Annotated in this window: 18 protein-coding genes, 3 tRNA genes and 1 pseudogene; 7 read left to right on the forward strand and 15 right to left on the reverse strand. The window is 50.2% G+C overall.

The window, feature by feature from the left end; translation table 11 throughout:
• Positions 1 to 7: 7 nt before the first annotated feature.
• The 10 genes from tuf to IPN95_13235 form a co-directional block, all read right to left on the reverse strand.
• A complete protein-coding gene (gene tuf, locus IPN95_13190; GenBank protein MBK9450338.1) occupies positions 8 to 1,201 on the reverse strand; it encodes an elongation factor Tu in 1,194 nt (397 codons plus the stop codon).
• A gap of 63 nt (positions 1,202 to 1,264) precedes the next feature.
• A tRNA-Thr gene (locus IPN95_13195) sits at positions 1,265 to 1,337 on the reverse strand.
• Between the two features lie 19 nt (positions 1,338 to 1,356).
• Positions 1,357 to 1,429: transfer RNA gene (locus IPN95_13200), tRNA-Gly, on the reverse strand.
• A 77-nt stretch (positions 1,430 to 1,506) separates the two neighbouring features.
• Positions 1,507 to 1,589, reverse strand: a tRNA-Tyr gene (locus IPN95_13205).
• Between the two features lie 491 nt (positions 1,590 to 2,080).
• On the reverse strand, positions 2,081 to 2,878 hold the full coding sequence (locus IPN95_13210) for a DUF4476 domain-containing protein (GenBank protein MBK9450339.1): 798 nt from the start codon (positions 2,876 to 2,878) through the stop codon (positions 2,081 to 2,083).
• A gap of 53 nt (positions 2,879 to 2,931) precedes the next feature.
• Positions 2,932 to 3,327 (reverse strand): RidA family protein, encoded by a 396-nt coding sequence (locus IPN95_13215; protein MBK9450340.1) that lies wholly within the window; start codon positions 3,325 to 3,327, stop codon positions 2,932 to 2,934.
• 862 nt (positions 3,328 to 4,189) lie between these two features.
• A complete protein-coding gene (locus IPN95_13220) occupies positions 4,190 to 5,140 on the reverse strand; it encodes an SH3 domain-containing protein (GenBank protein MBK9450341.1) in 951 nt (316 codons plus the stop codon).
• 98 nt (positions 5,141 to 5,238) lie between these two features.
• Complete coding sequence (locus tag IPN95_13225) at positions 5,239 to 8,388, reverse strand: DUF2207 domain-containing protein (GenBank protein MBK9450342.1); 3,150 nt, start codon at positions 8,386 to 8,388, stop codon at positions 5,239 to 5,241.
• A complete protein-coding gene (locus IPN95_13230) occupies positions 8,385 to 8,918 on the reverse strand; it encodes a LemA family protein (protein ID MBK9450343.1) in 534 nt (177 codons plus the stop codon). Before IPN95_13230 ends, IPN95_13225 begins: the two co-directional genes overlap by 4 nt.
• A gap of 78 nt (positions 8,919 to 8,996) precedes the next feature.
• The gene (locus IPN95_13235) at positions 8,997 to 9,677 is read right to left on the reverse strand and encodes a leucyl/phenylalanyl-tRNA--protein transferase (protein MBK9450344.1); all 681 of its coding nucleotides are present in this window, start codon (positions 9,675 to 9,677) and stop codon (positions 8,997 to 8,999) included.
• Positions 9,678 to 9,782: 105 nt separating this feature from the next.
• Here IPN95_13235 and rfbB point away from each other — a divergent pair.
• The 4 genes and pseudogenes from rfbB to IPN95_13255 all read left to right on the forward strand — a co-directional run bounded on the left by rfbB (position 9,783) and on the right by IPN95_13255 (position 14,242).
• A pseudogene (rfbB, locus tag IPN95_13240) lies at positions 9,783 to 10,855 on the forward strand (dTDP-glucose 4,6-dehydratase).
• Positions 10,856 to 10,858: 3 nt separating this feature from the next.
• Positions 10,859 to 11,737, forward strand: coding sequence for a hypothetical protein (locus IPN95_13245; GenBank protein MBK9450345.1), 879 nt, complete (start codon positions 10,859 to 10,861; stop codon positions 11,735 to 11,737).
• Between the two features lie 44 nt (positions 11,738 to 11,781).
• Positions 11,782 to 12,390 (forward strand): YigZ family protein, encoded by a 609-nt coding sequence (locus IPN95_13250; GenBank protein MBK9450346.1) that lies wholly within the window; start codon positions 11,782 to 11,784, stop codon positions 12,388 to 12,390.
• Positions 12,383 to 14,242, forward strand: a complete 1,860-nt coding sequence (locus IPN95_13255) for a T9SS type A sorting domain-containing protein (GenBank protein MBK9450347.1) — start codon at positions 12,383 to 12,385, stop codon at positions 14,240 to 14,242. The genes IPN95_13250 and IPN95_13255 overlap by 8 nt, the downstream gene beginning before the upstream one ends.
• A gap of 96 nt (positions 14,243 to 14,338) precedes the next feature.
• On the opposite strand, the gene IPN95_13260 is transcribed toward IPN95_13255, so the two are convergent.
• A complete protein-coding gene (locus tag IPN95_13260) occupies positions 14,339 to 14,665 on the reverse strand; it encodes a DUF3467 domain-containing protein (GenBank protein MBK9450348.1) in 327 nt (108 codons plus the stop codon).
• A 151-nt stretch (positions 14,666 to 14,816) separates the two neighbouring features.
• Here IPN95_13260 and IPN95_13265 point away from each other — a divergent pair, with 151 nt between their 5' ends.
• Positions 14,817 to 15,449: an outer membrane beta-barrel protein gene (locus IPN95_13265; GenBank protein MBK9450349.1), complete on the forward strand. Its 633-nt coding sequence runs from the start codon at positions 14,817 to 14,819 to the stop codon at positions 15,447 to 15,449.
• A 29-nt stretch (positions 15,450 to 15,478) separates the two neighbouring features.
• Here IPN95_13265 and uvrA read toward each other — a convergent pair whose 3' ends face one another.
• From uvrA to IPN95_13280, 3 genes are read right to left on the reverse strand one after another with little or no spacing between them, the layout of a single operon-like run.
• On the reverse strand, positions 15,479 to 18,292 hold the full coding sequence (gene uvrA / locus IPN95_13270; protein MBK9450350.1) for an excinuclease ABC subunit UvrA: 2,814 nt from the start codon (positions 18,290 to 18,292) through the stop codon (positions 15,479 to 15,481).
• Between the two features lie 12 nt (positions 18,293 to 18,304).
• Positions 18,305 to 19,414, reverse strand: coding sequence for a lytic transglycosylase domain-containing protein (locus IPN95_13275; protein MBK9450351.1), 1,110 nt, complete (start codon positions 19,412 to 19,414; stop codon positions 18,305 to 18,307).
• Positions 19,415 to 19,451: 37 nt separating this feature from the next.
• Positions 19,452 to 20,153, reverse strand: coding sequence for a TIGR00730 family Rossman fold protein (locus IPN95_13280; protein ID MBK9450352.1), 702 nt, complete (start codon positions 20,151 to 20,153; stop codon positions 19,452 to 19,454).
• A 200-nt stretch (positions 20,154 to 20,353) separates the two neighbouring features.
• On the opposite strand from IPN95_13280, the gene IPN95_13285 reads away from it, so the two are divergent.
• Both IPN95_13285 and IPN95_13290 read left to right on the forward strand, forming a co-directional pair.
• Entirely contained in the window at positions 20,354 to 20,806 is a 453-nt protein-coding gene (locus IPN95_13285; protein MBK9450353.1) for a hypothetical protein, read from the forward strand.
• A gap of 331 nt (positions 20,807 to 21,137) precedes the next feature.
• Entirely contained in the window at positions 21,138 to 21,644 is a 507-nt protein-coding gene (locus tag IPN95_13290; protein MBK9450354.1) for a hypothetical protein, read from the forward strand.
• Between the two features lie 92 nt (positions 21,645 to 21,736).
• Here IPN95_13290 and IPN95_13295 read toward each other — a convergent pair whose 3' ends face one another.
• A complete protein-coding gene (locus IPN95_13295; protein MBK9450355.1) occupies positions 21,737 to 22,522 on the reverse strand; it encodes a glycerophosphodiester phosphodiesterase in 786 nt (261 codons plus the stop codon).
• Between the last annotated feature and the right edge of the window lie 4 nt (positions 22,523 to 22,526).

Consider the following 22,526-nt stretch of genomic DNA (forward strand, 5'->3'; position numbering starts at 1 on the left):
CTTTTTATTACTTAATGATCTCAGTTACCTGACCTGCACCTACGGTACGGCCACCTTCGCGGATAGCGAAACGGAGACCTTTTTCCATAGCGATTGGGTAGATCAACTCCACGGTCACCGAGATGTTGTCACCTGGCATACACATATCAACACCTTCTGGAAGGGTGATTACGCCGGTAACGTCAGTGGTACGGAAGTAAAACTGAGGACGGTATCCTTTGAAGAATGGTGTGTGACGACCGCCTTCTTCTTTGGAGAGCACGTAGATTTCGCATTTGAAGTCGGTGTGTGGGTTCACTGACTTTGGCTTGCAGATAACCATACCGCGCTTGATTTGCTCCTTCTCAATACCGCGGAGGAGAAGACCGGCGTTGTCACCTGCTTCACCACGGTCGAGCAATTTGCGGAACATCTCAACACCCGTAACAACCGATGTCAATGGCTTCTCGTCGATTGGACGGAGACCGATGATTTCGACTGGATCGGAAGTGTTGATCACGCCACGCTCGATACGACCGGTAGCCACGGTACCACGACCTGTGATCGAGAATACGTCCTCGACAGGCATAAGGAATGGCTTATCGGTATCACGCTCAGGTTGTGGGATCCAACGGTCCACAGCGTCCATGAGCTCCATGATTTTTTCTTCCCATTGTGGCTCACCATTGAGACCACCAAGGGCAGAGCCACGGATGATAGGCGTTTCTTCGGAGAATTGATAGGATGTGAGCAGCTCCTGAACTTCCATTTCGACGAGGTCGAGGAGTTCGGTGTCGTCAACAAGGTCAACCTTGTTCATGAAAATCACCAGACGTGGAACGCCAACCTGACGTGAGAGCAGGATGTGCTCGCGGGTTTGTGGCATAGGACCGTCGGTGGCAGCCACGACGACAATAGCACCGTCCATTTGGGCAGCACCCGTAACCATGTTCTTCACGTAGTCGGCGTGACCTGGACAGTCGACGTGCGCATAGTGACGGTTCATGGTTTCGTATTCGACGTGTGCGGTATTAATGGTGATACCACGCTCTTTTTCTTCTGGAGCGTTGTCGATAGACGAGAAATCACGCACTTGTGAGAGGCCTTTTTTGGCCAAAACACACGTAATAGCAGCCGTGAGCGTCGTTTTGCCATGGTCAACGTGACCGATGGTACCGATATTCACGTGCGGCTTATTCCGTTTAAAAGTTTCCTTAGCCATTGTTTTTCTTGATTTTCAAAAATTGCCTTATACAAAAAATATCGGACCCATCCAGATCCTTTGAGCCTTTGATCGGATTCGAACCGATGACCCCCACTCTACCAAAGTGGTGCTCTACCAGCTGAGCTACAAAGGCTGGTAACTTACTCTCAAAGAGCGGGAGACGAGATTCGAACCCGCGACCCTCAGCTTGGAAGGCTGATGCTCTACCAGCTGAGCTACTCCCGCATCAAAAACAGTCTAGGCCTGGTAAAACAAGCACGAGCAGCATCTTGCACCTAAACTGATTCCTTAAAACTGCACCGTGGGGAAAGGAGGATTCGAACCTCCGAAGTCGTAAGACAACAGATTTACAGTCTGTCCCATTTGGCCGCTCTGGAATTTCCCCAAAGATCCTAAAACCTTTAACACAAAGAACTCTAGCCAACCTTTCCGAATCATTGAAAATCGCTGTTTTTTCAAGATTGGCTTCTTTTTCTATCAAAGAGACGCAAAATTAAGACTTTTTTCCGTGCGCACAATAGCTACAATCATCTTTTTTGATTCTTGTTTCCTTGAGAGCACATTTCTCAATAGCGGACGGCAAAGTTAGCGCTATAATTTTATGAAACAAACCCAGATTCCAGAAAAATACACATTTTTTTGAGCCTCGCCGATACGCTTCTTTTTGTGTCAATGGAAATCTTGCTGTCCTTGACTGCAATCGTAACGCATACAGCATTTTCCTCCTCAGGATTGCTCAACACTTTTTTTTCAAAAAGTTTCACTCAAATGTTGGCAAGGTCAAAAACATTGTTTTAACTTTGGATTGATCGGAATTGGCTTTTAATTCAAAAGGGCGGCTTGGCATGAATTGTCGGTCGCCTTTTTTCTTTGCCACTATTTCCCCTTCAAATACTCCTCCAAGTCCCTGATCGAACTCTCAAAGCCGAAGACATCGTTCACCTTATAATAGTTGCCTTTGTCATAGGTGAATTCATAGGCAAATTTGGCAAATTCAAGCTTCTGGGATTCAAAGCTAAACAGGCTCATCAATTCGGATACTTGGCTGGTCAGGAGGCAATTGCTCCGTGTGATCTGCTTTGCAAGCTGCATTTTGGTGTCTGAAAAGGATTTTGAAGCAATGCTCTTTTTGGCCTCTGAGAACTGCGTTGGGTCCATGGGATTTTGGCATCCCAACGGGCCATTGTATCCTGGCAGCGGGTTTGGGGCGACAACGACCACAGGTCCGGGGACTTGTATGGGTGCAGGAGTGGGTACGGGCTGCACGTTTTGCGGGACAGTCACAGGACCGAAGTAGGGAATAACTTCTATCTTTTGCGGTGCTACCGGAAAATATCCCAAAGTTGATTCGTAGAGAAACTTGAATTCCACTGCAGATGCACTGGCTGCTCTCACAAGCCCAAAGGTGATTTCTCTTTCCGGCTGAATGGAAATGTTGATGGACCTTTTGGGCAGATGAAGATTCTGAAAAACAGCCTCTACCGTGTACTGACTAGGTTTCAGACCCGTAACCCGAACATGCTGACTGGGAACATTGTTGATCTTGAAACCATTGATCCACAGGGTAAAATCCTCATTTTCGCCGGTGTAGACGATCAAATTGGAATTTTGAGCCATCAAATTGGTTGCACCCAACAGAAAAAGGAAGGCATAGAACAGCCGCAGCGTTTTCATCTTCAGTCAAATTATTGGGCAAAGATAATCATCTCTGACAGAAGGCAAACGCCTCAATCGAGCATGGCATCGGCCTCGATCTCGACAAGAATATTGGGATCGATGAGTTTGGCAACCTGCACCAAGGTTGTTGCGGGGCGTACGCTTCCGAAAAACTCTGCATGCGCGCGGGCTACATGTTCCCAATCGCGAATCCGCGTGAGGTACATGCGGGTTCTGACGACATCCGACATTTTGCCTCCTGAGGCTTCAATGGCATTTTTGATGATGCGAAAACACATCACCGCTTGTCGGTAAGGGTCATCGATGCCTACCACGAGTCCGTCTTTCATCGGAGCGGTTCCTGATACCCAGATCATATTTCCTTTTCTCACTGCCCGGGAATATCCTACAATATCCTCCCAAGGCGCTCCGCTGGAAATGCGGATTGATTCATCATTGGCACTCATTCGTTGAAATTTGGTGAAGTTGGATTTTAATTCAATCGTTTGGACGTCTATTGCCCGCAAGCAAGACATCTCAAAAATACTTCGAGATGTGCTTGGCTGACAAGTGAACGCAGCAAAAAAAGAATTAGAAAGCTGATTTTCAGAGTAATTGATTCGGATGCGGTCCAATTATGTCATAGGTAAAGGACCACGTGGTTTTTGCGCAGCACCGGGACTTCCCATATTGCACAACAATCCAAAACCTAAGAACAAGGCTCATTCTTCAATGATCAAGCCATTCTCGTTCAGGTCGCGGCCACAAACCGAGCTCGCTCACAGTTCCCTGAATGCAGAAATCCGCCATTTTCAGAATATCTTTCAATTCGTTGGGAACCCTTTTGGCACGCCACACCAATTGAAGGGGGATCGCCATGGGTGGGAGAAGGCTTCCCCGATGTAAAGCCATTTGCCCATCGTGCAGAAAGGCCGTCCCCGAAACCACTCCCGCAGTTTGATCCCCACTTTCATTATTGTACCATACGAGCAAGGCTACTTTTTTACCGAACAAGTCCGAATAAGCGACATTCATATCCATTCATTCGCGGTTTCTGATCGCGTGAACGAAAGGTGGGGAATTTCAATTTAAAACAATCGATGGATTTGAACGATTCTTACGTGCATTTCACGCCAAAAACGGGTCAATACCGCCCTATTTTCAATTTTCATTCACCATTTAGGTCAATAAAACTTACTTCGAAGGAAAGGTATAGTGCAAGGATTATTGCACTGTTTTGGTATCAACTGTTTTGACGAAACTTCGGATTCCATTCAAAACGAAACATCCAGCATTGCTCGATATCAGTGCAATGGATTTATAAATGAACTACAGTGCTTTGCTGGTAAATGTCCCAAACACCCAGCCTGTTTTGCCGGCAGGAGATGAAATTTTGTACCAATAATCCAGTTTGCCTCCGATTTCGTCCATTTCGCCGCGCTCCAGGATTTTGCAGACGTCGCCGGTGTTGAGCTGGAAAATCTTGTTTTCCGACTTCACGTCAGGTGCAGAGCGCACGTTCACATTCTCTCCGGCGATCATCAATTCATCCTCGGCAAGATTGGCACTCGCATCCACGGCATCGATGTTGTTTTGGGCGGTTTTCGCGAATACCGAATTGGGGTACTGGTCTGCAACCTGCTTGAGTTTTTCCTTGCGCTTTGCTGGGTTCTTCTCCGCCAAAGCCTTGGAAAGCAGGATGGCTGCCGAAAGGTCGTCTTCGTTCGTTGTCAAAGCCTTGTCGCCCAACAACCAGCCTTCCTTGCGCTTTTTGGCAGCGTCATTCTTGGAAATAAATTCGGAGAATTCATCCTTGGTTCCTTTCAAAACGACAATCGTGCCCGCCGAAATGACTTCATCCGTGATGTTGGAGATGCCTGGCCGCTTATAGATTTGCGCATCGGTGGTCACGGCAGCGAGTTCGGCGCCTTTCGCGATGAAATCGGCGCGGACCCAGCCTTCTTTTCCGTCGAGGAGCTTTACCTTTTCAAAGGATTTATTGGTCTTCGAATCGGTTTCTGTCTCATTGAGCAGGGTCAGTTCCTCCCCAAATGCGATGGAAGCGACCCATTTGGCATCGTTCCCGGGAGCGTCTTTTGCCGAATGCCCATCCCAAGTACTGAGGGCGATATTCGAATCCTCATTGTCATCAGCATCCGAATCATCTGCGTCAGATGTGGTTTCAGTTTCATCGTCTGCGCCTTCCTTGGTCTCGGAACTGCAGGCAGAAAATACAAATGCCATCATCAAACACAACAGAAACAAACTCAGGTTCTTCATACTATCGAATCAATTTGAGGGTAATCAAGACGCAAAATAGACAAATTCATCGTTTGGGCGCTGCAAAATTTCGAAAGTCTGGGTTTCAGGAAACTCGCTTACCATGCGCTCCCGCCGCCGCCGCCGTACCCGCCGCCAGAAGACCCTCCCCCACTGCTGAAACCACTGCCGCCGCTGCTGCTACGGCTACTGTAACTTGAGGAAGAGGAATAAGAGGAGGAGGATCCGCCACCCGAGCCCCAACCCCCACTCGACCTTGCCGCCGGTGGTGTGCTATTAAAACTCGTGGCCATCTGATCCAGCTGACGTTGCATCATGCGATTGAATTGATGCAACTGAAAGCTTGAAACGGACTGCGAGGAATGGTAATAAGTCGGCGGAGCAGTGAGCAAATCTCCAAATTGGTCCACCCATTTCGTGGCGATGCCCATGGCAATCGCATACGGCAGCGTCATCCCAAAATAATCGGGGTTGGTATCGACGAGTCGTTGCAGTTTGTCCTTCTCGGCCCGGAGCACAAACTCCCGAAAGCCGACCAATTTTTCGTATTGCTGCTGACCAAATGGCCCTCTACGCGGCATAAGGCGGGCAAACAGGAACAACAATGCAGCGCTTAGCGTCCATCCACCTGCGATTTCCCACCTGCCTGCTTGCCACGATGTCGCCTGGAATATGACAAGGCCTGTGGCAACCACGGCGATACCTGCGACCACCCAACCTATCAAGCCAATCACCGCAGACCAACCCATCGTTCCAGGAACATAGAAATTGCGCGTTTTGGCATAGGTATTGACCTCCGAGCGTGCCGTGGCAAGGTAGCTGTACATTTTCTGACGCTGCGCCGATACTGTCGTTGAATCGCTTGCGGAAAACAACCCATTGAAAATCGTCTTTTCGTATTTCCGGGCACCACCGGGAAGGCTTTTCAACTTGGTGAATTTGTAATCAATTGCCGTACCATCCTTGTCGTAGACCTCATCGATGGAAATGACCCCTTGCGCACCCCAGTAATAGATCAGTGCCAACAAGTCACGGTTGTGCAGGTGGTCATCCATGAGCAAGCCGGCTTCCGTCGGGGTAAGATCCTCAGGCGGATAGAACTCCACAACAGTGGTGAATTTGCGATCTCGACCAAAAATCAGCCAAGCCAGGGCGAGTGGGATCAAGAAAAACAGTGGGAAGAAAATAGCCTTGTGATTGATCCAAAGCAGCCGCAAATCCGACGACATACTCCCTTCAATACTTCCCTCAGGCAAATCCAAGGCAATGTTCAGTTCTTCAAAAGCAAAAATACCGTCCGGGAATTCTCCAGAAATTTCCCCCGGCTCGAACTTCAAGTCGACATTGTCTCCATTTTCGAAGTTACGCTGGATGCCGTACGTCGATCCACTACTGAGTTGAATATCACCTTCCTTGAGCGTCGCTCCGCCTGGATAGCGAATGCGGAACCGCACAACGTCGGCCACGTGTTCAATGGTCTCCAACAACGGAAAACTCAGTCGGAAGCCGTCCCCGGACTTTCCGACGATACCCAGAATGTCGTAACTGAAGCTGATGGTATCAAATCCGGTGCGTGTCAGTGAGGCATTGCCAGGAAACTCCATTTGCATATCGGCATAGGTGCTGTAATTGATCAAATCCCCGGGGCCCTCTAGATTATTGAAGGCATATTTCCCGACGCTACCCCAAGACTGTGGCTTTACAGCATTGGCCATTGTTGGGCGATAGCCGTTGTATTCATTGGTAATCGGACGCGTGATCCGGTTATAGCTTGAATAGCGGTACATGCAGAATTTGTTCGTGATATGTACATTTCCATTCGGCTGAATCTCCCAATCAATGTCGTAGTAGGAATAATACTGATCGGGTGATGAAACATGGCCGGGGGTTCGGGCCATTTTCAAGTCCAGCCCGGGAAAGTACTTGGCCAAGTGCAGCTTTTGCCCAGCCTTGAGATTCTCCGGAAATTCCATCTCCAAATAGGTGGAATCCAAGGTGACCTTGCCGCTACCCGGGGCAGTATCCTTCAAACCAACATCGCCCAGATTGATGCGGGCAGGTTGATCCCAATGCAAGAGACAACGGGCGACTGCGATCGGCTCATGGTCGTCGGGGTTCAACCACGGTAGATAAACGGACAATCCGCGTTCACTTTCGCGCGTTGCTCCCCAAATCCGGTATTTGAGCGTGACGACATACATCCCGGGTTCGGGAAAATTGGAGCCGGGTATGGAGATCTTGAAATCGGATGCGTCGGCTTCATATCCGGACACGCTTTCGTAGGCTTTGTAATGATGGCCACTCCCGACATGCACCGTGGATTCGAGCATTTCATATTGCACACGGCCAGGCTCCATTTCAGGAAACATCGGTCCGAAATAGGACCTTTCAAGGCTGCGAACGAAATCCGCCGAAGCTGTCACCACGTTCAGGTAAAGCCTTTCCTCCACTTCCACTACTCCATCATTTCTCAAAGCAAAGTCAGAGAAAACACTGTCAATCACGCAGTTATTTGCCATGACCGAAAGTGGAACTGGAGTTTTGGTAAGATAGCCTTTGGGAAATCGCATCACAACGGTCATCCCCTCATTTGCCGACAATCCCCGCGTCGAAGGCACCTTTACGGTTCCCGGCTCAATTATCAATTCGGAGCTTTTTTCTGTCGATCCTGCCACGCCCACGAACACCAACACATCTTCAGCCGCCATTTTCCGATTGTTGGGGAGATGGATCGTCACATCGATATTGTCAAAAGGAACGTCCCAATCATTGCCGTTGACATTCCAATAAAACTCCTGGCTGTTTTTGAAGAAGTTGATGGCAGCATAGACCTTATAAGAAATCACGTAGTCTTGTTCACCGGTGAGGAAAACATCCGACTTTCCAATTTTGATTTCGTGGTCGTTTTGGCTTTTCGTCACTGAATAGGTCCAATCCTGAACGTCAATGTTCACGATCGGGGTAAGATAATCCTTGCCTGGCGAATGATCCTCTGCAAGCTCCCCGTCCGGGACTGACAACTGCGCAAACCGATAGGGAAGCTTGCGGATAATGCCGCGTTTGGACTCCGAAAAATTCACTTTGATGCGTTCAATGACGTCAAAAGTTCCATCTGGGTGAAGTGTGATATCGGCGCTGAAACTCTTCACACGCCACCCTTGGGCGATCGCTGACGGAATCAACAAAAGCAGCAATGCTCCGAAAACAAAGGTTCGGAGAACCATCCGGTGGAAGGTACAGTCTTTCATGGTTTCGTCTCCAAATAATCTGACTTTTGGTAACGGAGGAGCAAGGCATACAGCGCAGACGGCATGCGCGAGGCAAGCATATTGTAGTCCCTTGCCAGCGCATTGTAGTAGCGTCGCGCGCCATCAATCTCAATGTTGGTCTTCTCGATGGCGCGGTAAGCGGGCTCGAATTCTGAGTTTTTTTGAAGTTCGGGGTAATTAGCGCTCTGGATGAAGAGCTTTTGCACTGCCTTGTCGGCCTCTTCAAGTCCGAATGCCTTCTGCGGTGCAGAGGCGGTATCGATCGCCTTTCTGCCAAATTCAATGGCGGTCTTGGCATCGTTTTCGCCGAGCAATCCCAGGCGTTTGAACAGCGTGGCGATTTGCAACAACTGACCTTGCCTTCGATCCAACAACACATCCAACGTTCGCATGGATTCCTCCATCCGCACTTTGAGACTGCTGAACTTGTTGTAATAATAGACTCCCATCAGGGCCATCAACATGGTGAACCCGAAGACGCCGCCAAAAATATATCCGTAACTGGGCACTTGAACCTCGATTTTTGAAACTGAGGTCAAGATAAGCATTCTACAACTTTTCAGCTTACCGAATTTGAACGACTTTGGTCAGCGATCCCACTTTCCGGTCCAGCAAGGCTTTTGAATCCCCTGCTCCAGAATTCGGATAAATTCCGTGCGCGGGATTTCCTTGGCGCCGAGGCTTTCCAGATGTGCCGTATATACCTGACAATCAATCAGCTCAAAGCCTTTTTCCCGCAACGCCTGGACAAGTGTGATGAATCCGGCTTTGGAGGCATTGCTGACCTCGGAAAACATACTTTCGCCACAAAAAATGGCTCCCAAGGCCAATCCATAAAGGCCGCCGACGAGTTTGCCGTCCTGCCATACCTCCACCGAATGCGCAACCGCCATCTCGTGAAGCTTCGTGTAGGCGATGCGCATGTCCTTGCTCAACCAAGTGCCGTCTTGGCCCGGGCGGTCAATTTTGCCACATGCTTGGATCACCGATTTAAAATCCTTGTCGAATGTAACCTCAAACGTCTTGTTTTTCAGCACCTGCTTCATGCTTTTGGAGACTTTCAATTCGGCAGGAAACAGCACCATCCGCGGATCAGGCGACCACCAAAGGATCGGATCACCCTTTGAAAACCATGGAAAAATGCCCTGGGCATAGGCCAAAAGCAGGCGATGCGGATCGAGGTCCCCTCCTACTGCCAACAATCCATCTTCCTCCGCATGGGAAACCGGCGGAAAAACATGTTGCTGCGGGAGGGAATAAACTGGCATTCGAAGCCAAAGTTATTGATTTCTGCGAATGCCCCGCCCCTTTTCCGCGCCTTGTCCAGGCTCGATTCCTTCCAATTCGATCCGTTTTGCTTAACTTCGCAGCCAATGAAACGCAAGATTATGATCACAGGTGGCGCGGGCTTCATCGGCTCCCACCTCGTCAGGCTGTTCGTCAGCAAATACCCCGACTACGAGATCATCAACCTCGACAAACTCACCTACGCCGGCAATCTGGAAAACCTTCGCGATGTCGAAAATGCCCCCAATTACCGTTTCATCAAAGGAGACATTACCGACGGAGCGGCCATGATGGCCCTTTTTCAATCCGAATTGCCCGATGGCATCATCCATCTCGCTGCCGAAAGCCATGTGGACCGCAGCATCGACTCGCCGATGGATTTTGTCTATACCAACGTGATCGGGACGGTCAACTTGCTCAACGCCGCCAAAGCTGTCTGGATGAAAGATGGAAAAATGCGTCAGGATGTTCGCTTTTACCATGTATCGACCGACGAGGTTTTTGGTTCGCTGCACGATGGCGGTTATTTCCTCGAATCACGGCCTACGATCCCCAAAGCCCCTATTCGGCAAGCAAGGCGAGCAGCGACCACTTTGTGCGGGCCTACGGCAACACCTACAAATTGCCTTTTGTGCTGAGCAATTGCAGCAACAACTACGGCAGCCACCAATTTCCGGAAAAGCTTATTCCGCTGTTTATCAGCAATATCCTGCACAACAAACAACTGCCAGTCTACGGCAAAGGCGACAACGTGCGTGACTGGCTCTGGGTCGTCGATCATTGCCGGGCAATCGATGTGATTTATCACAACGGCAAAAACGGCGACACATATAATATAGGTGGCAAAAACGAATGGCAGAACATCGAGCTGATCCATGTGCTCTGCAAGCAAATGGATGAGAAACTGGGCCGCCCCGCCGGTACGAGTGCCGGACTCATCACCTACGTCACCGACCGCCCGGGCCACGACGCCCGCTACGCGATCGATCCGACCAAGCTGGAAACCGAATTGGGTTGGACCCCGTCGGTGACATTCGAGGAAGGACTGAGCTTGACGATCGACTGGTACTTGCAAAATGAAGCCTGGATCGACCATGTGCGCAGCGGCGCCTACCAGGAGTATTACACCCAAATGTACGGGGACCGCCTGAAGGCTTGATCCATGGAAGGCTATTTGAATCTTGGTCTTTGCATCGCATCGACCTGCATTTTATTGACTGGCCTGCGCCAAATTCAACGCTATACGATTGATTTGCCGATCATGGTCGGCATCAATTACCTGAGCGCCGCCTTGGTGGGTCTGTTTCATTTCCCGCAGGCGATCAGTCATGTGTTTGCGCATCCGATCCTTGTTTTATTAGCCGCTATTCAAGGATTTTCCTTTTTCATCCTCTTCAACATCATGGGGTGGATGACCCATAAGGTCGGACTCGGCTACATGACGATCGTCGCCAAGATGTCCTTGGCAATTCCGGTCTTGTTTTCGTGGATGTACTACGGCGACGAAATGACTTGGCTGCATTTCCTCGGGGTCGGATTGGCTTTGGCAGCGATCTTTTTGGTGAATTTCGGCGAAAAGGCCAAGGACAAACCTTCCGATACATTTACCAAAGGATGGATGGTCGCCGCCTTGTCGGCTGTGCTGTTTCTGGGAAGCGGCGCGAGCGATGCCCTCTTCAAGATTCTGAAACAGGAATACAGCGGGCTTGCAAGCAACGGCGAATACATCATCGTGTTGTTTGCCATGGCGGCCGTTGCGAGCATTCCGGTATTTGCGCAACGCTTGGTGAAAGGAACGCTTGTTCTCAGCAAGGCCACGGTGATCAGTGGCCTGATCATGGGGATTCCCAACTACTTTTCGATCGTTTTTCTGGCAGGATCGCTGCGTTTCTTCGACGGAACCGTGTTTTATCCGATCAACAATACGGCGATTTTGCTGGTGATGGCCTTGATCGGCATCGTGTTTTACCGCGAAAAACTGAATGCCTGGAAGGCTGCGGGCCTGTTGCTTGCGACGGGCGCGGTGGTCTTGTTGGCCTGAATTTGGCTCAAGCCTCAAACTTTCCGAAATTTGGGCAAGGCAAAATGAAAGACACCTACGTCACGATCGCAGCCCCTGCGGAAGGCGGCTACAAGGAAAAGGGATCCAAGTTCCTTGGATTTGCCTTTCCCGTGCGGAATGAGGCAGACGTGGCGACGCATTTGGAAGCCTTGGCGACCAAATACTACGATGCCCGCCACCATTGTTATGCTTGGCGCCTCGGGCCGGAGGGGAAACGCTACCGCGCCAACGATGCCGGCGAACCCAATCACAGTGCCGGAGATCCGATCCTCAATGAGATCAAAAGCCGCGAACTCTTTGACGTACTCGTGGTTGTCGTGCGGTATTTTGGGGGAACCAAATTGGGAATTCCGGGCCTGATTGAGGCCTACGGGGTTTCTGCCGCAGAAGCCTTGGATGCGGCCACCAAACTCGAGCGGACGCTCACCGAGCCCATCCACATCATTTTTGCCTATGGGCAAACCTCGGAAGTGGGACGTGTGATCCAAAAATACAACCTCAAACCCAGCCATTCCGAATACGGAGCAGATTGCCGGCAAAGTTTTGAGGTTCGGCTGCGTGACCACGCGGCGGTTATGGAAATTTTCAGGGAAATGGGTATCTTGACCGAATCATCATCCAACAATGAATAAGATTTTTACACTCATCGCATTGCTTTTGCCATTCGCAGGGATTCAAGCGCAGAAAACGGGGGTCCCTCCTGCCGCAAAAAACACGCAACCCAGCACCGGGATTTACCAAAAATTCTGCCAGCAATTGCCTTCGAATGCCAACGCAGAAACCGTGCGTGCAGCGATTTTGGCGCAAAAGCCGATGGTGCAGATGTTGGGCTGCGACCTGCGCCTGCGCCATCAAAATGCAAGTCCGGGCGGCTTTCACTACACATTTGACCAAACCTGGAACGGCATTCCGATCTATTTGGGCGAAATCAAAGCCAATCTCAACCGTCAAATGCGGTTCATGAACTTGCTTGACAACCTGCGCGCTTTCACGGGTACGCCCGCGTCCTTCACACGCACGGACGCCCAAGTGACTGCGTTGTTGCCCGCCTTGTTGGATCAAGGCGATGCCGATTTCGAGCTCTTCCCGAATTCGAAGCATTATTTTCTGACCGAAGGCACCTTGGTGCCTGTTCACAGAGTTTCCTATACCAGCAATACCCAAACTTGGGAGGTGCTGCTTGCCGACGATGACCTGCGCGAAGTTTTGCGCCGCGACGTGGCTGCTTACCGCAAGCCGCTCGGAACGACCACGGACACAACCGGCAATGCCATGGTCTTCATGCCCGATCCGCTCACGAGTTCGGGAAACACCTACGGCGCACCCTATTCCGACAACAACGACGCCGACAGCCCCGAATTGAACAACCAAAGGGTCGCGGTGACCTTGAAAAACATCAACTGGAATGGCAGCCAATTTGAGCTGATCGGCCCTTATGTGATGCTGGAAGACCGTGAAGCACCCTTGATCCCAATGACGACGAGCGTGGATGGCAACTTCAATTTCACCCGTTCACAAGCTGGATTTGAGGATGCGATGGTCTATTACCATATCGACACCTTTCAGCGTTATGTGCAATCGCTGGGATTCACGACGCTCCTCAACGGGCAGGTGAAGGCCGATCCGCATGGACTCAATGGGCAGGACAATTCGCATTACATTTCGACGGACAATCGCGTAGCCTTTGGTGAAGGCGGCGTGGACGATGCCGAGGATGCCGACGTAGTCATCCACGAATACGGCCATGCGCTCTCCAATGCGGGTTCGCCCTTCAGCAATTCCGGCTTGGAGCGTCAAGGTTTGGACGAAGGCATTGGCGATTATGTTGCGACGACCTATTCGCGGGGCATCAGCTATACGTTCTGGAAAAACGTATTCACTTGGGACGGCCACAACGAATTTTGGACGGGACGAAGTGCTTCCAACAATACGCTTTATCCGCCCTCCAACGCCAATGACATCTACTTGATTGGTGCGATCTGGAATTCGACGCTGATGGAGGTTTGGGTCGAAATCGGCAAAGAAGCGAGCGACAAGGTCTTTTTTGAGAGTCTGTATGGTCATGCTCCGAATACCACCCTGACCGATGCAGCCCTGATCCACATCGACGCTGACAGCACGCTTTTTGGCGGACTTCACCACGATCAGTTTCAAAATGCATTCTGTCAGCGGGGAATCCTTAGTGGCACGATGCAAGGACAAGGTTGCTATGTGAGCCGTGACGAAGAAATGCCTTTGGGCTTCGAATGGGCAGTATTCCCGAATCCAGCGTCACAAACCGCGACACTGATGCTCAACGGATTCCGTTCCAAATCGGAATTCACCTATTCGTTGACGGATGTATTGGGCCGGGAATTGGTCACGGGAATGGTCGAAGGAATGCAGACGAAGTTGGAGGTCGGGCAATTGCCATCCGGCGTCTATTTCCTGCAATTGCGCAGCAAAGGCGGATGGATGCAAACCAAGCGCTTGCGCGTGGAATAGGCAATTCTTCGTACTGGGAAATATAAAAGCGATCCGAATTTCAGTTGATGAAATTCGGATCGCTTCCTTTATATAGTTGTGTGACTGCCGCAAATCTCAGGCGAATCCGGCAGGACCTCCGGGGAAACCGGGCGGGAAGGAAGGGCCTTGTGGGCCATCCATGTTGGGAATCTTGCCAAATGCACTTTCGTAGCGACCGATGTTTTCTTCCAAGGTTTGGAGCAGGCGCTTGGCATGTTGCGGCGTCATGATCACCCGCGAACGGAGCTTTCCTTGGGCCATTCCCGGAATGATCTGCACGAAGTCAATCAGAAATTCCGAAGGCGTATGGCCCACAATGGTGAAATTGCTGTAAACGCCACCGGCCATTTCGGCTGGAATCTCAATGTTGAGCTGATTTTGATTCTTATTTTTGTCGTCCATATCAGAAGCTGTATTTGATGCAAATCTAAGGAATCTTGGCCGAAAGGAAAGGATTTGTCAGGCTTGGCATGGTGCTTGCTGATGCAAAACAGTATTCGCCGGTTCAGTAAAATGCAGATTTGCGTGTAGATTCAACAAAGATTTCACCCTTATGAAAATGCGTATCCTGTTTTCCATTCTATTTTTCAGTGCCGTCGCTTTGACGGGCGGAAGTCTTCAAGCGCAGGCCGTCCAAAAAGGCAACGTGATGCTCGATGTGTACTATGGATTCCCAAATCTTACTACGGGTGTCTTGCGCGCAGTCGCGAAAAATGTGACCAATGATCCCGATTTGAAGGTTACCGGGATGGGGCCATTTGGTGCGAAGGCCTCCTACATGATTACCGATAACATCGGGCTAGGCTTGGATTTTTACTACGCGAGCTCCGGATTTGAGTACACCAACTCGGGAATTGATTCGACAGGCGCAGCATTCAGCTATCATTATAGCCTCAAAAATCCGCGTCCCCGTTTTTTGGCAAGGTTTGATTACCATTTCGGAAACTCCGAAATCGTGGATCTCTATGGCTCTGCGGGATTGGGTTACAGCGGTGCGAAATACAAGCTTGTCACGGATGATCCGATTTTTGACTTGTCCAACTATGCCCTCAGAGGAATACGCAGCCCGATTGCTTACCGCTTGGCATTCGGGACCAAAATTTACTTTGTCCAATATTTTGGTGTCACAGCAGAAATCGGACTTGGCGGCCCATTGCTGACGGTGGGGTTAAGCGGAAAATTCTAATTCCATTTCCTGAATGGGATGCCGGCAACTTAGGACATCCCCAATTCTGCCTTCAGGAATTTGCCGGTGAAGGATCCCTCAAATGCCGCAACCTTTTCAGGAGTCCCTTGTACCAGGATTCTTCCGCCGCCTGCACCGCCTTCCGGACCCAAGTCGATGACCCAATCGGCAACTTTGACAACGTCGAGGTTGTGTTCGATCACGACGATCGTATTTCCGCGATCGACCAAACGCTGTAAAACCTTGAGCAATACATCAATGTCTTGAAAGTGCAAGCCCGTCGTGGGCTCATCCAAAATGTAAATCGTGCTGCCTGTATCGCGTTTGCTGAGTTCGGTGGCAATTTTGACGCGCTGCGCTTCGCCGCCCGAAAGCGTCGTGGCTTGCTGCCCCAAAGTAAGATAGCCCAAGCCGACTTCTTCGAGCGTGACAAGTTTGCGCTTGATGCGCGGATGGGCCTCAAAAAATTCCACGGCCGCGGATATCGTCATGTTGAGGACATCGCTGATGCTTTTTCCTTTGTACCTGACTTCCAAGGTTTCACGGTTGTAACGCCGACCATGGCAGGATTCGCAGAGCACGTAAACATCTGGCAGGAAGTTCATTTCGATCGTCTGCATGCCGGCGCCTTCGCATTCCTCGCAGCGGCCACCCTTGACGTTGAAGCTGAATCGGCCGCTTTGGTAGCCGCGGATTTTTGCCTCGGGAAGCTGCGTAAAAAAGTCTCGGATGAAGGTGAACACTCCTGTATAGGTCGCAGGATTGCTCCGCGGTGTGCGCCCGATCGGCGATTGATCGATTTCAATGACCTTGGTAACCAATTCCAGCCCTTCGATGTCGCGGTAAGGCATCGGCTTTTTCCGGGAATTGAAGAAATGCTGGTTCAATATCGGATACAGCGTTTCGTTGATCAACGTAGATTTTCCCGATCCAGAAACCCCTGAAATGCAGACAAATAGCCCGAGCGGCAACCAAAGGTCGACATTCTTCAGGTTGTTGCCGGTCGCGCCATGCACGATCAGCATGTTTTCCTGAATGGGTTCTCTGCGCTTTTTGGGAATGGCGATTTGGCGTTTTCCACCTAAATATTCGGCCGTTGCCGAATTCGGGTGGTTCAGAATCTCCTTTGGAGTGCCTTGGGCGACAATTTCTCCGCCGTGGATGCCCGCACCCGGTCCCAAGTCGATGACATAGTCACTTGCAAGCATCATGTCTTTGTCGTGCTCGACGACCAACACGGAATTCCCGAGGTCGCGCAGGCGCAGCAAGGATTTGATCAAGCGCTCATTGTCACGCTGATGCAGGCCAATGCTCGGCTCATCCAAAATGTACAGTACGCCCACCAATTGGGAACCAATCTGTGTCGCCAAGCGGATGCGCTGCGCCTCTCCCCCACTCAACGTCCTTGCCGAACGGTCAAGGTCGAGGTAACCGAGTCCGACTTCCAATAGAAAGTCGAGGCGCTTGTTGATTTCCTTCATCACTTCCGTGCCGATGGTCGCTTGCCGGTCGCTCAGGCGCTCGGGCAAGGTTTCCATCCACTGTCGCAGGGTGTTGATGTCCATCCTTGCGACTTCCATGATGTTTTTTTCATCGAGCCGGTAATACAGGCTTTCCTGTTTCAGGCGTTTGCCTTCGCATGTGGGGCAGGTTGCGATCCGCATGAACTCTTCTGCCCAAGTCTTGATCTTCTCCGACTGCGAATTGTTGTAGGATTCTTCGATAAAGGCAACGATCCCATCGTATTTGAAGCCGCCCTTGGTGATGGATTTGTCTTCAGGAAGGGCATCCGGACCACGGAGAATGTAATCCTTGGCGATTTGCGGCAAGTCTTTCCAAGGCGTTGCCAAGGAAAAATCGAAGTGCTTGGCAATCTTCCGAAGCTGCTGAAACATCCATATATCGCGAAATTCGCCCAAAGGCCCGATGGCGCCACGGTTGATGCTCAGACTTTCATCCGGCACGAGCGATTCGACATCGACCTCATTGACAACGGCCAAACCTGAGCAAGTCGGGCAAGCACCATACGGCGAATTGAACGAAAACGTATTCGGTGAAGGTTCGTCGTAACTGAGTCCACTGTCGGGGTCCATCAGGTTGCGACTGAACCAAGCGATGGTACCGGTTTCGTGGTCCTGAATGAGCATGGAACCTTCGCCGGTCGTCATGGCGAGGTGGATGCTGTCTTCCAAGCGCTTGGGGTCGCTTCCCGCAAGCACGCGGTCGATCACTAATTCGATGTCGTGGATCACATAGCGATCCAACTTCATGCCCTTTTTGATGTCCTGAATTTCGCCGTCGATGCGCACCTTGGTGAATCCCTGTTTGGAAAGGGTTTCAAACAATTCACGGTAGTGGCCTTTCCTGCCTTTCACGAGTGGGGCGAGGATGATGATTTTCTTGCCGAGGAAGCTTTTTTCAATGGTTTTGATGATCTCCTGATCGGTCATCTTTACCATCCGTTTGCCGGACACGTGGCTGTAGGCATCGGCGGTCCTAGCAAAAAACAAACGAAAGAGGTCATAGACTTCGGTCACCGTCCCCACCGTTGAACGCGGATTCCGGCTCGTAGTTTTTTGTTCGATGGCGATCACAGGACTGAGTCCGTCGATTTTATCGACATCCGGTGCGCGGAGATTGCCGATGAACTGCCGTGCGTACGCAGAGAAGCTCTCGAGATATCGGCGCTGCCCTTCCGCATGGATCGTATCAAAGGCAATGGAGCTCTTTCCAGAACCGCTGACACCTGTAATCACCACGAGTTGGTCGCGTGGAATTTGAAGGTCGATGTTTTTGAGATTGTGCTCGCGGGCACCCCATATTTCAATAAAGTCCTCTGCCATGAATTCTTAAACCTATTTTCCCCCTTTTTGCTTTTTCTTCTTCGTGGGAGTTGACGTTTTTGCGGGTGCTTTCTCAGTTGGGTCAGCATCTAAACCACTGCCACCGTGGGGAGAAGGTGGCAAACTGTCCAAAGTAATGCTGTCAGATAAAATTCGTGGGATCAATTCTTGGCCCTGATCTTCGGCACTGCCCGGCTTCGGAACCTTGATACGGTAGGATTTCTGCGGTTCTCCTTCCTTTGCCTTTGGAATGATAAGCTTGTCTCCTAAAATCCAAGGATTCAAGACCCGCACAGATTTGTAGGTAGTACCTTGGGTCAGTGACCAATCAATCAGGTCGGGAATCGTCGTGTCGACGGTCATCAAATTGTACTGCAAAGGTGCGTAAAGTTGATGCTTGGCAATTTCAAACCCGTGGACGACAGGCTCTTCCAGAATGGTTTTGATCGCCAATATGGCAAAAACGTAGGACGATGTCTCACGGTTAAGGTACAAGTCATAGTAACTGTTCACACGCTGACGGTCCATTTGCTTGCGCAATCCGCCCATGCCCATGTTGTAGCTCGCCGCAACCAAGGTCCAATTGTGGAAAATTTTGTGGGCATCTTTCAGGTATTGGCAGGCCGCTTCCGTGCTTTTGATGGGGTCAAAACGCTCATCGACTTGCTCGGAAACTTCCAATCCATACACCTTTGCCGTGCCTTCCAAAAATTGCCAGAAGCCTTTGGCACCTGCCGGCGAACTGGCATTGGTCAGGTGGCTTTCAGCGATGCAGAGGTAGAAAAAGTCTTCGGGGATGCCCTGCTTCCGAAGAATGGCAGAAATTTCTGGTCTCCAGCGCGCGGCGCGACGAATGTTCATGATTGTCGCACTGTGCAGGAAACTGTACTTCACCATTTCCTGATCAAAGCGCTCCTTCACCTCAAAATCGCGAAGGGGAACCATTTCTCCAGCAAAATTCAGATTGCTGGGTGGATCCAAAGAAAGCATCGTGGCATGGGAACCCAAACTTTTCAGGCTGTTGTTGCCACCACTTTGCACCGAACCGATCAGTACGATGCTGCCACCCAAGAGGAGGAACGGAAAGAGAAAATATAAAATCTTGGAGCGTAACGTCTTCATCGTACTGCGGGAAATTCGATTTCCTGCAAAGATACGCTCAGAAGTTGGGTCGCAAAAGGTGCTGTTTGTAAAATTCAGTGATGTAGGCAACAGCGTCCTCTGCAGTATCCACCACGTGAAACAGGAACATGTCTTGTGGGCTGATGTTTCCCACCTGCTCCAAAACCACCGTTTTCAACCATTCGACCAGGCCACCCCAGAAATCGGTGCCTACCAAAACGACCGGGAAGCGGGTGATTTTTCGTGTTTGAATCAGTGTGAGTGCCTCAAACAACTCATCCATCGTCCCGAATCCACCGGGCAGCACCACAAATCCTTGCGCGTACTTGACAAACATGACCTTGCGCACAAAGAAGTAGTTGAAGTCGATGATCTTGTCACGGTCCACAAAAGGATTGCTACCTTGCTCGAAAGGCAACTCGATGTTGAGGCCGACAGATGAACCACCGCCTTCTTGAGCACCTTTGTTGGCAGCTTCCATGATACCCGGACCACCTCCGGTGATCACACCGAAGCCTGCGTCGGTGAGTTTGTGGGCTACCTCGACACCTAGTTTATAGTATTTGTGATCAGGCTGCGTCCTTGCAGAACCAAACACAGACACGCAAGGGCCGATTTCACTGAGGGTCTCAAAACCTTCGACAAACTCCGCCATGATACGGAAGATCGTCCATGTATCTTTGCCGCGTTTGTCGGTCCAATCGCGGGTTCTTTTCGAGAAATTCTGCTTCATCTGCATACAACTTTGGCGCAATCGGGGAATAAACAGGTGAATGGAATGCCATTCCTCCCGAAAGCGGGGGGTAAATCTAGGAATATTCAGTTGGAAATAGCAAAAATGATTTGTAAGGTTGCCAAAAGTGGAGGAAGATGAAGAATTCTGCCCGAAGACTCCTGTTCAAAAGATACACTGCGTTCGGTTGGACCGCGCTATCTTTAATGGTATCATCAATTCAGGCCTGCAATTCATCAAAATCACCTGTATTTGATGAAGACGCCAAGAACAAAGTTGTAGCCGAAGCGACAGCATTTTTGCAGGATTACTATGCTGCAGTCTGCGAAGATGGGCTGCAACGGGAATTTGAGTTTCTGGACAGCACTTCTGATTTCCATTGGAAGCCTTTGGGCACGGAAAAGGTACTGACGTACGACACGATTTCTGCGATGGTGCGTCGCAACATGCAGGCGATCGATTCAACGTGTCCGACATGGACGGAACTAACGGTCACTGCCACGGCCAATGATTCCGCGCATTACGAAGGCAAGCTGCATTCCTGGACCGCGACTGTAGATGGCGATACGATTTCGGAGGACTTTGAGGAGGTGGGAAACCTGATCAAAAGGCAAGGCCGATGGTGGCTGTTGAATGGCGAGACGAAGGCCAAACTTTAGTGCATTTCCGCAGGCATTTCAAATCTGGTTCCACGCAACGGGCTGTCAATATACAAGCGTCGAAGCGCGGTTCGTGCATTCCAAAATCGATTTCTATTTGCCTGCATTTCAATTGATTATGCATGGCTCAGATGGCGCAAATTCGCACACGAAACCACAGTCATAATTGACTGATATACAGTATTTTAAAAACATCTTTCATCTCCAACTTTCCCTCGATTCTTTGACACGAGATGTCAAAGGGCCTACGTAAATTAGTATAAGAAAAGGAAGGGGAAACAGCCACGTCGGATGCGACTCCAACCTTAGGAAATTTAAGAATCAAAATATTATGTTTACTCAAAATGCGATCGCTCAGCGTTTGTGGAACCGTATTGCCCGTGCCCAACGCAAAATCCAAAAGTCGATGATCAAAAAAGCTGACGAATTGCGGCTTTCCTTGCTCACAATCGACATGATGGTCGTTATTCGCGAAAACGAAAAAGTCGCAATCTCCAACATTTTGCCACAAATCCGTCCGATTCCTGGACAATTGACGGATTTTGCTTTGCTCTATTTGGATTTGCCACAATCCAATTTCGTCGCCGGATTTTATCGTCTGCAAATCGCTGTCGATAATATGCAACAGATTGTCCAACAGGCAGTTCTTGTGGACGAAAATGGCGAATTCGTGCAAAATCTGCGCTATTATGCGATGGATATCTTTGCACCAATTGCGGGAACGAAAAAAGTTCCAGCCAAAAAGCTGCCGATTTTCGAAACCTTCAACAAGTCCAACGAGACCTACATCATTGGCGGCACACACGCTGATGGTCAAGCATTTGCAATCGCCCTGTAAGGCTTATTGCATTTCCATTCCAAGCAGGATTCCCGAATTGGGAGATCCTGCTTTTTTTCGTGCCGAAAAAATGGATAAAATTCGGAATTGGATTACTTCTGATTGCGCATCAACGCTGGGTAATCCGTTTCAATCCCGTCCACACCTTTGCGGGTCAGCTTTTCCATGCGCTTGGGACTGTTGACAGTCCAAACCATCAAGGATTTGCCCCGCGCGTGGAAACGTTTGATCATGGACTTGCGGACGAACCGGTGATGGTAAATCAATCCATCCACGAAGTCTATTTTCTTCGGATTTCCCCAATACAATTTTGTTCCCAAGTACCAAGGCAACAATGTGAGATTCGAAACCAGCAATTGATGGACCACAATCTCTGAATCCAAATGATGAATATTGCGCAAGGCCTCGGTGTCAAAACTGATGACCTGCGCCCATTCTTCGGCATGTTTTGCGTGAATCAAATCGACAATTCGCCGCTCAATTCCTGGATAATCGCCACCTGCTTTGAGTTCGATCCAAAGTTTGTGTTTGCCGTCTACCAAATCCAGAACCTCTGCAAGGGTCGGGATCTTTTCACCTTGAAATTCGGGCCCAAACCAAGCTCCCGCATCCAATTTCCTGATCTCTGCGAATGTAGTTTGATCGATGCGGCCATGGCCATCGGTACAGCGGTCCAAGGTCTCGTCATGGCTCACAACCACAACAGAATCAGCTGTTTGATGTACGTCGATTTCCAAATATTCGACATTGAATTTCATTCCCGCGCGGACGGCTGCAAGCGTATTTTCAGGTGCGAGCCCACGCCCGCCCCGGTGCGCAATACAAGCGACCTGCGTCTGCGCAAAGCCAGCGACAGACAAGCAAACGATGAAAGCCATTGTG

It is taken from the genome of Bacteroidota bacterium (assembly GCA_016718825.1).
Lineage (GTDB): Bacteria > Bacteroidota > Bacteroidia > J057 > JADKCL01 > JADKCL01.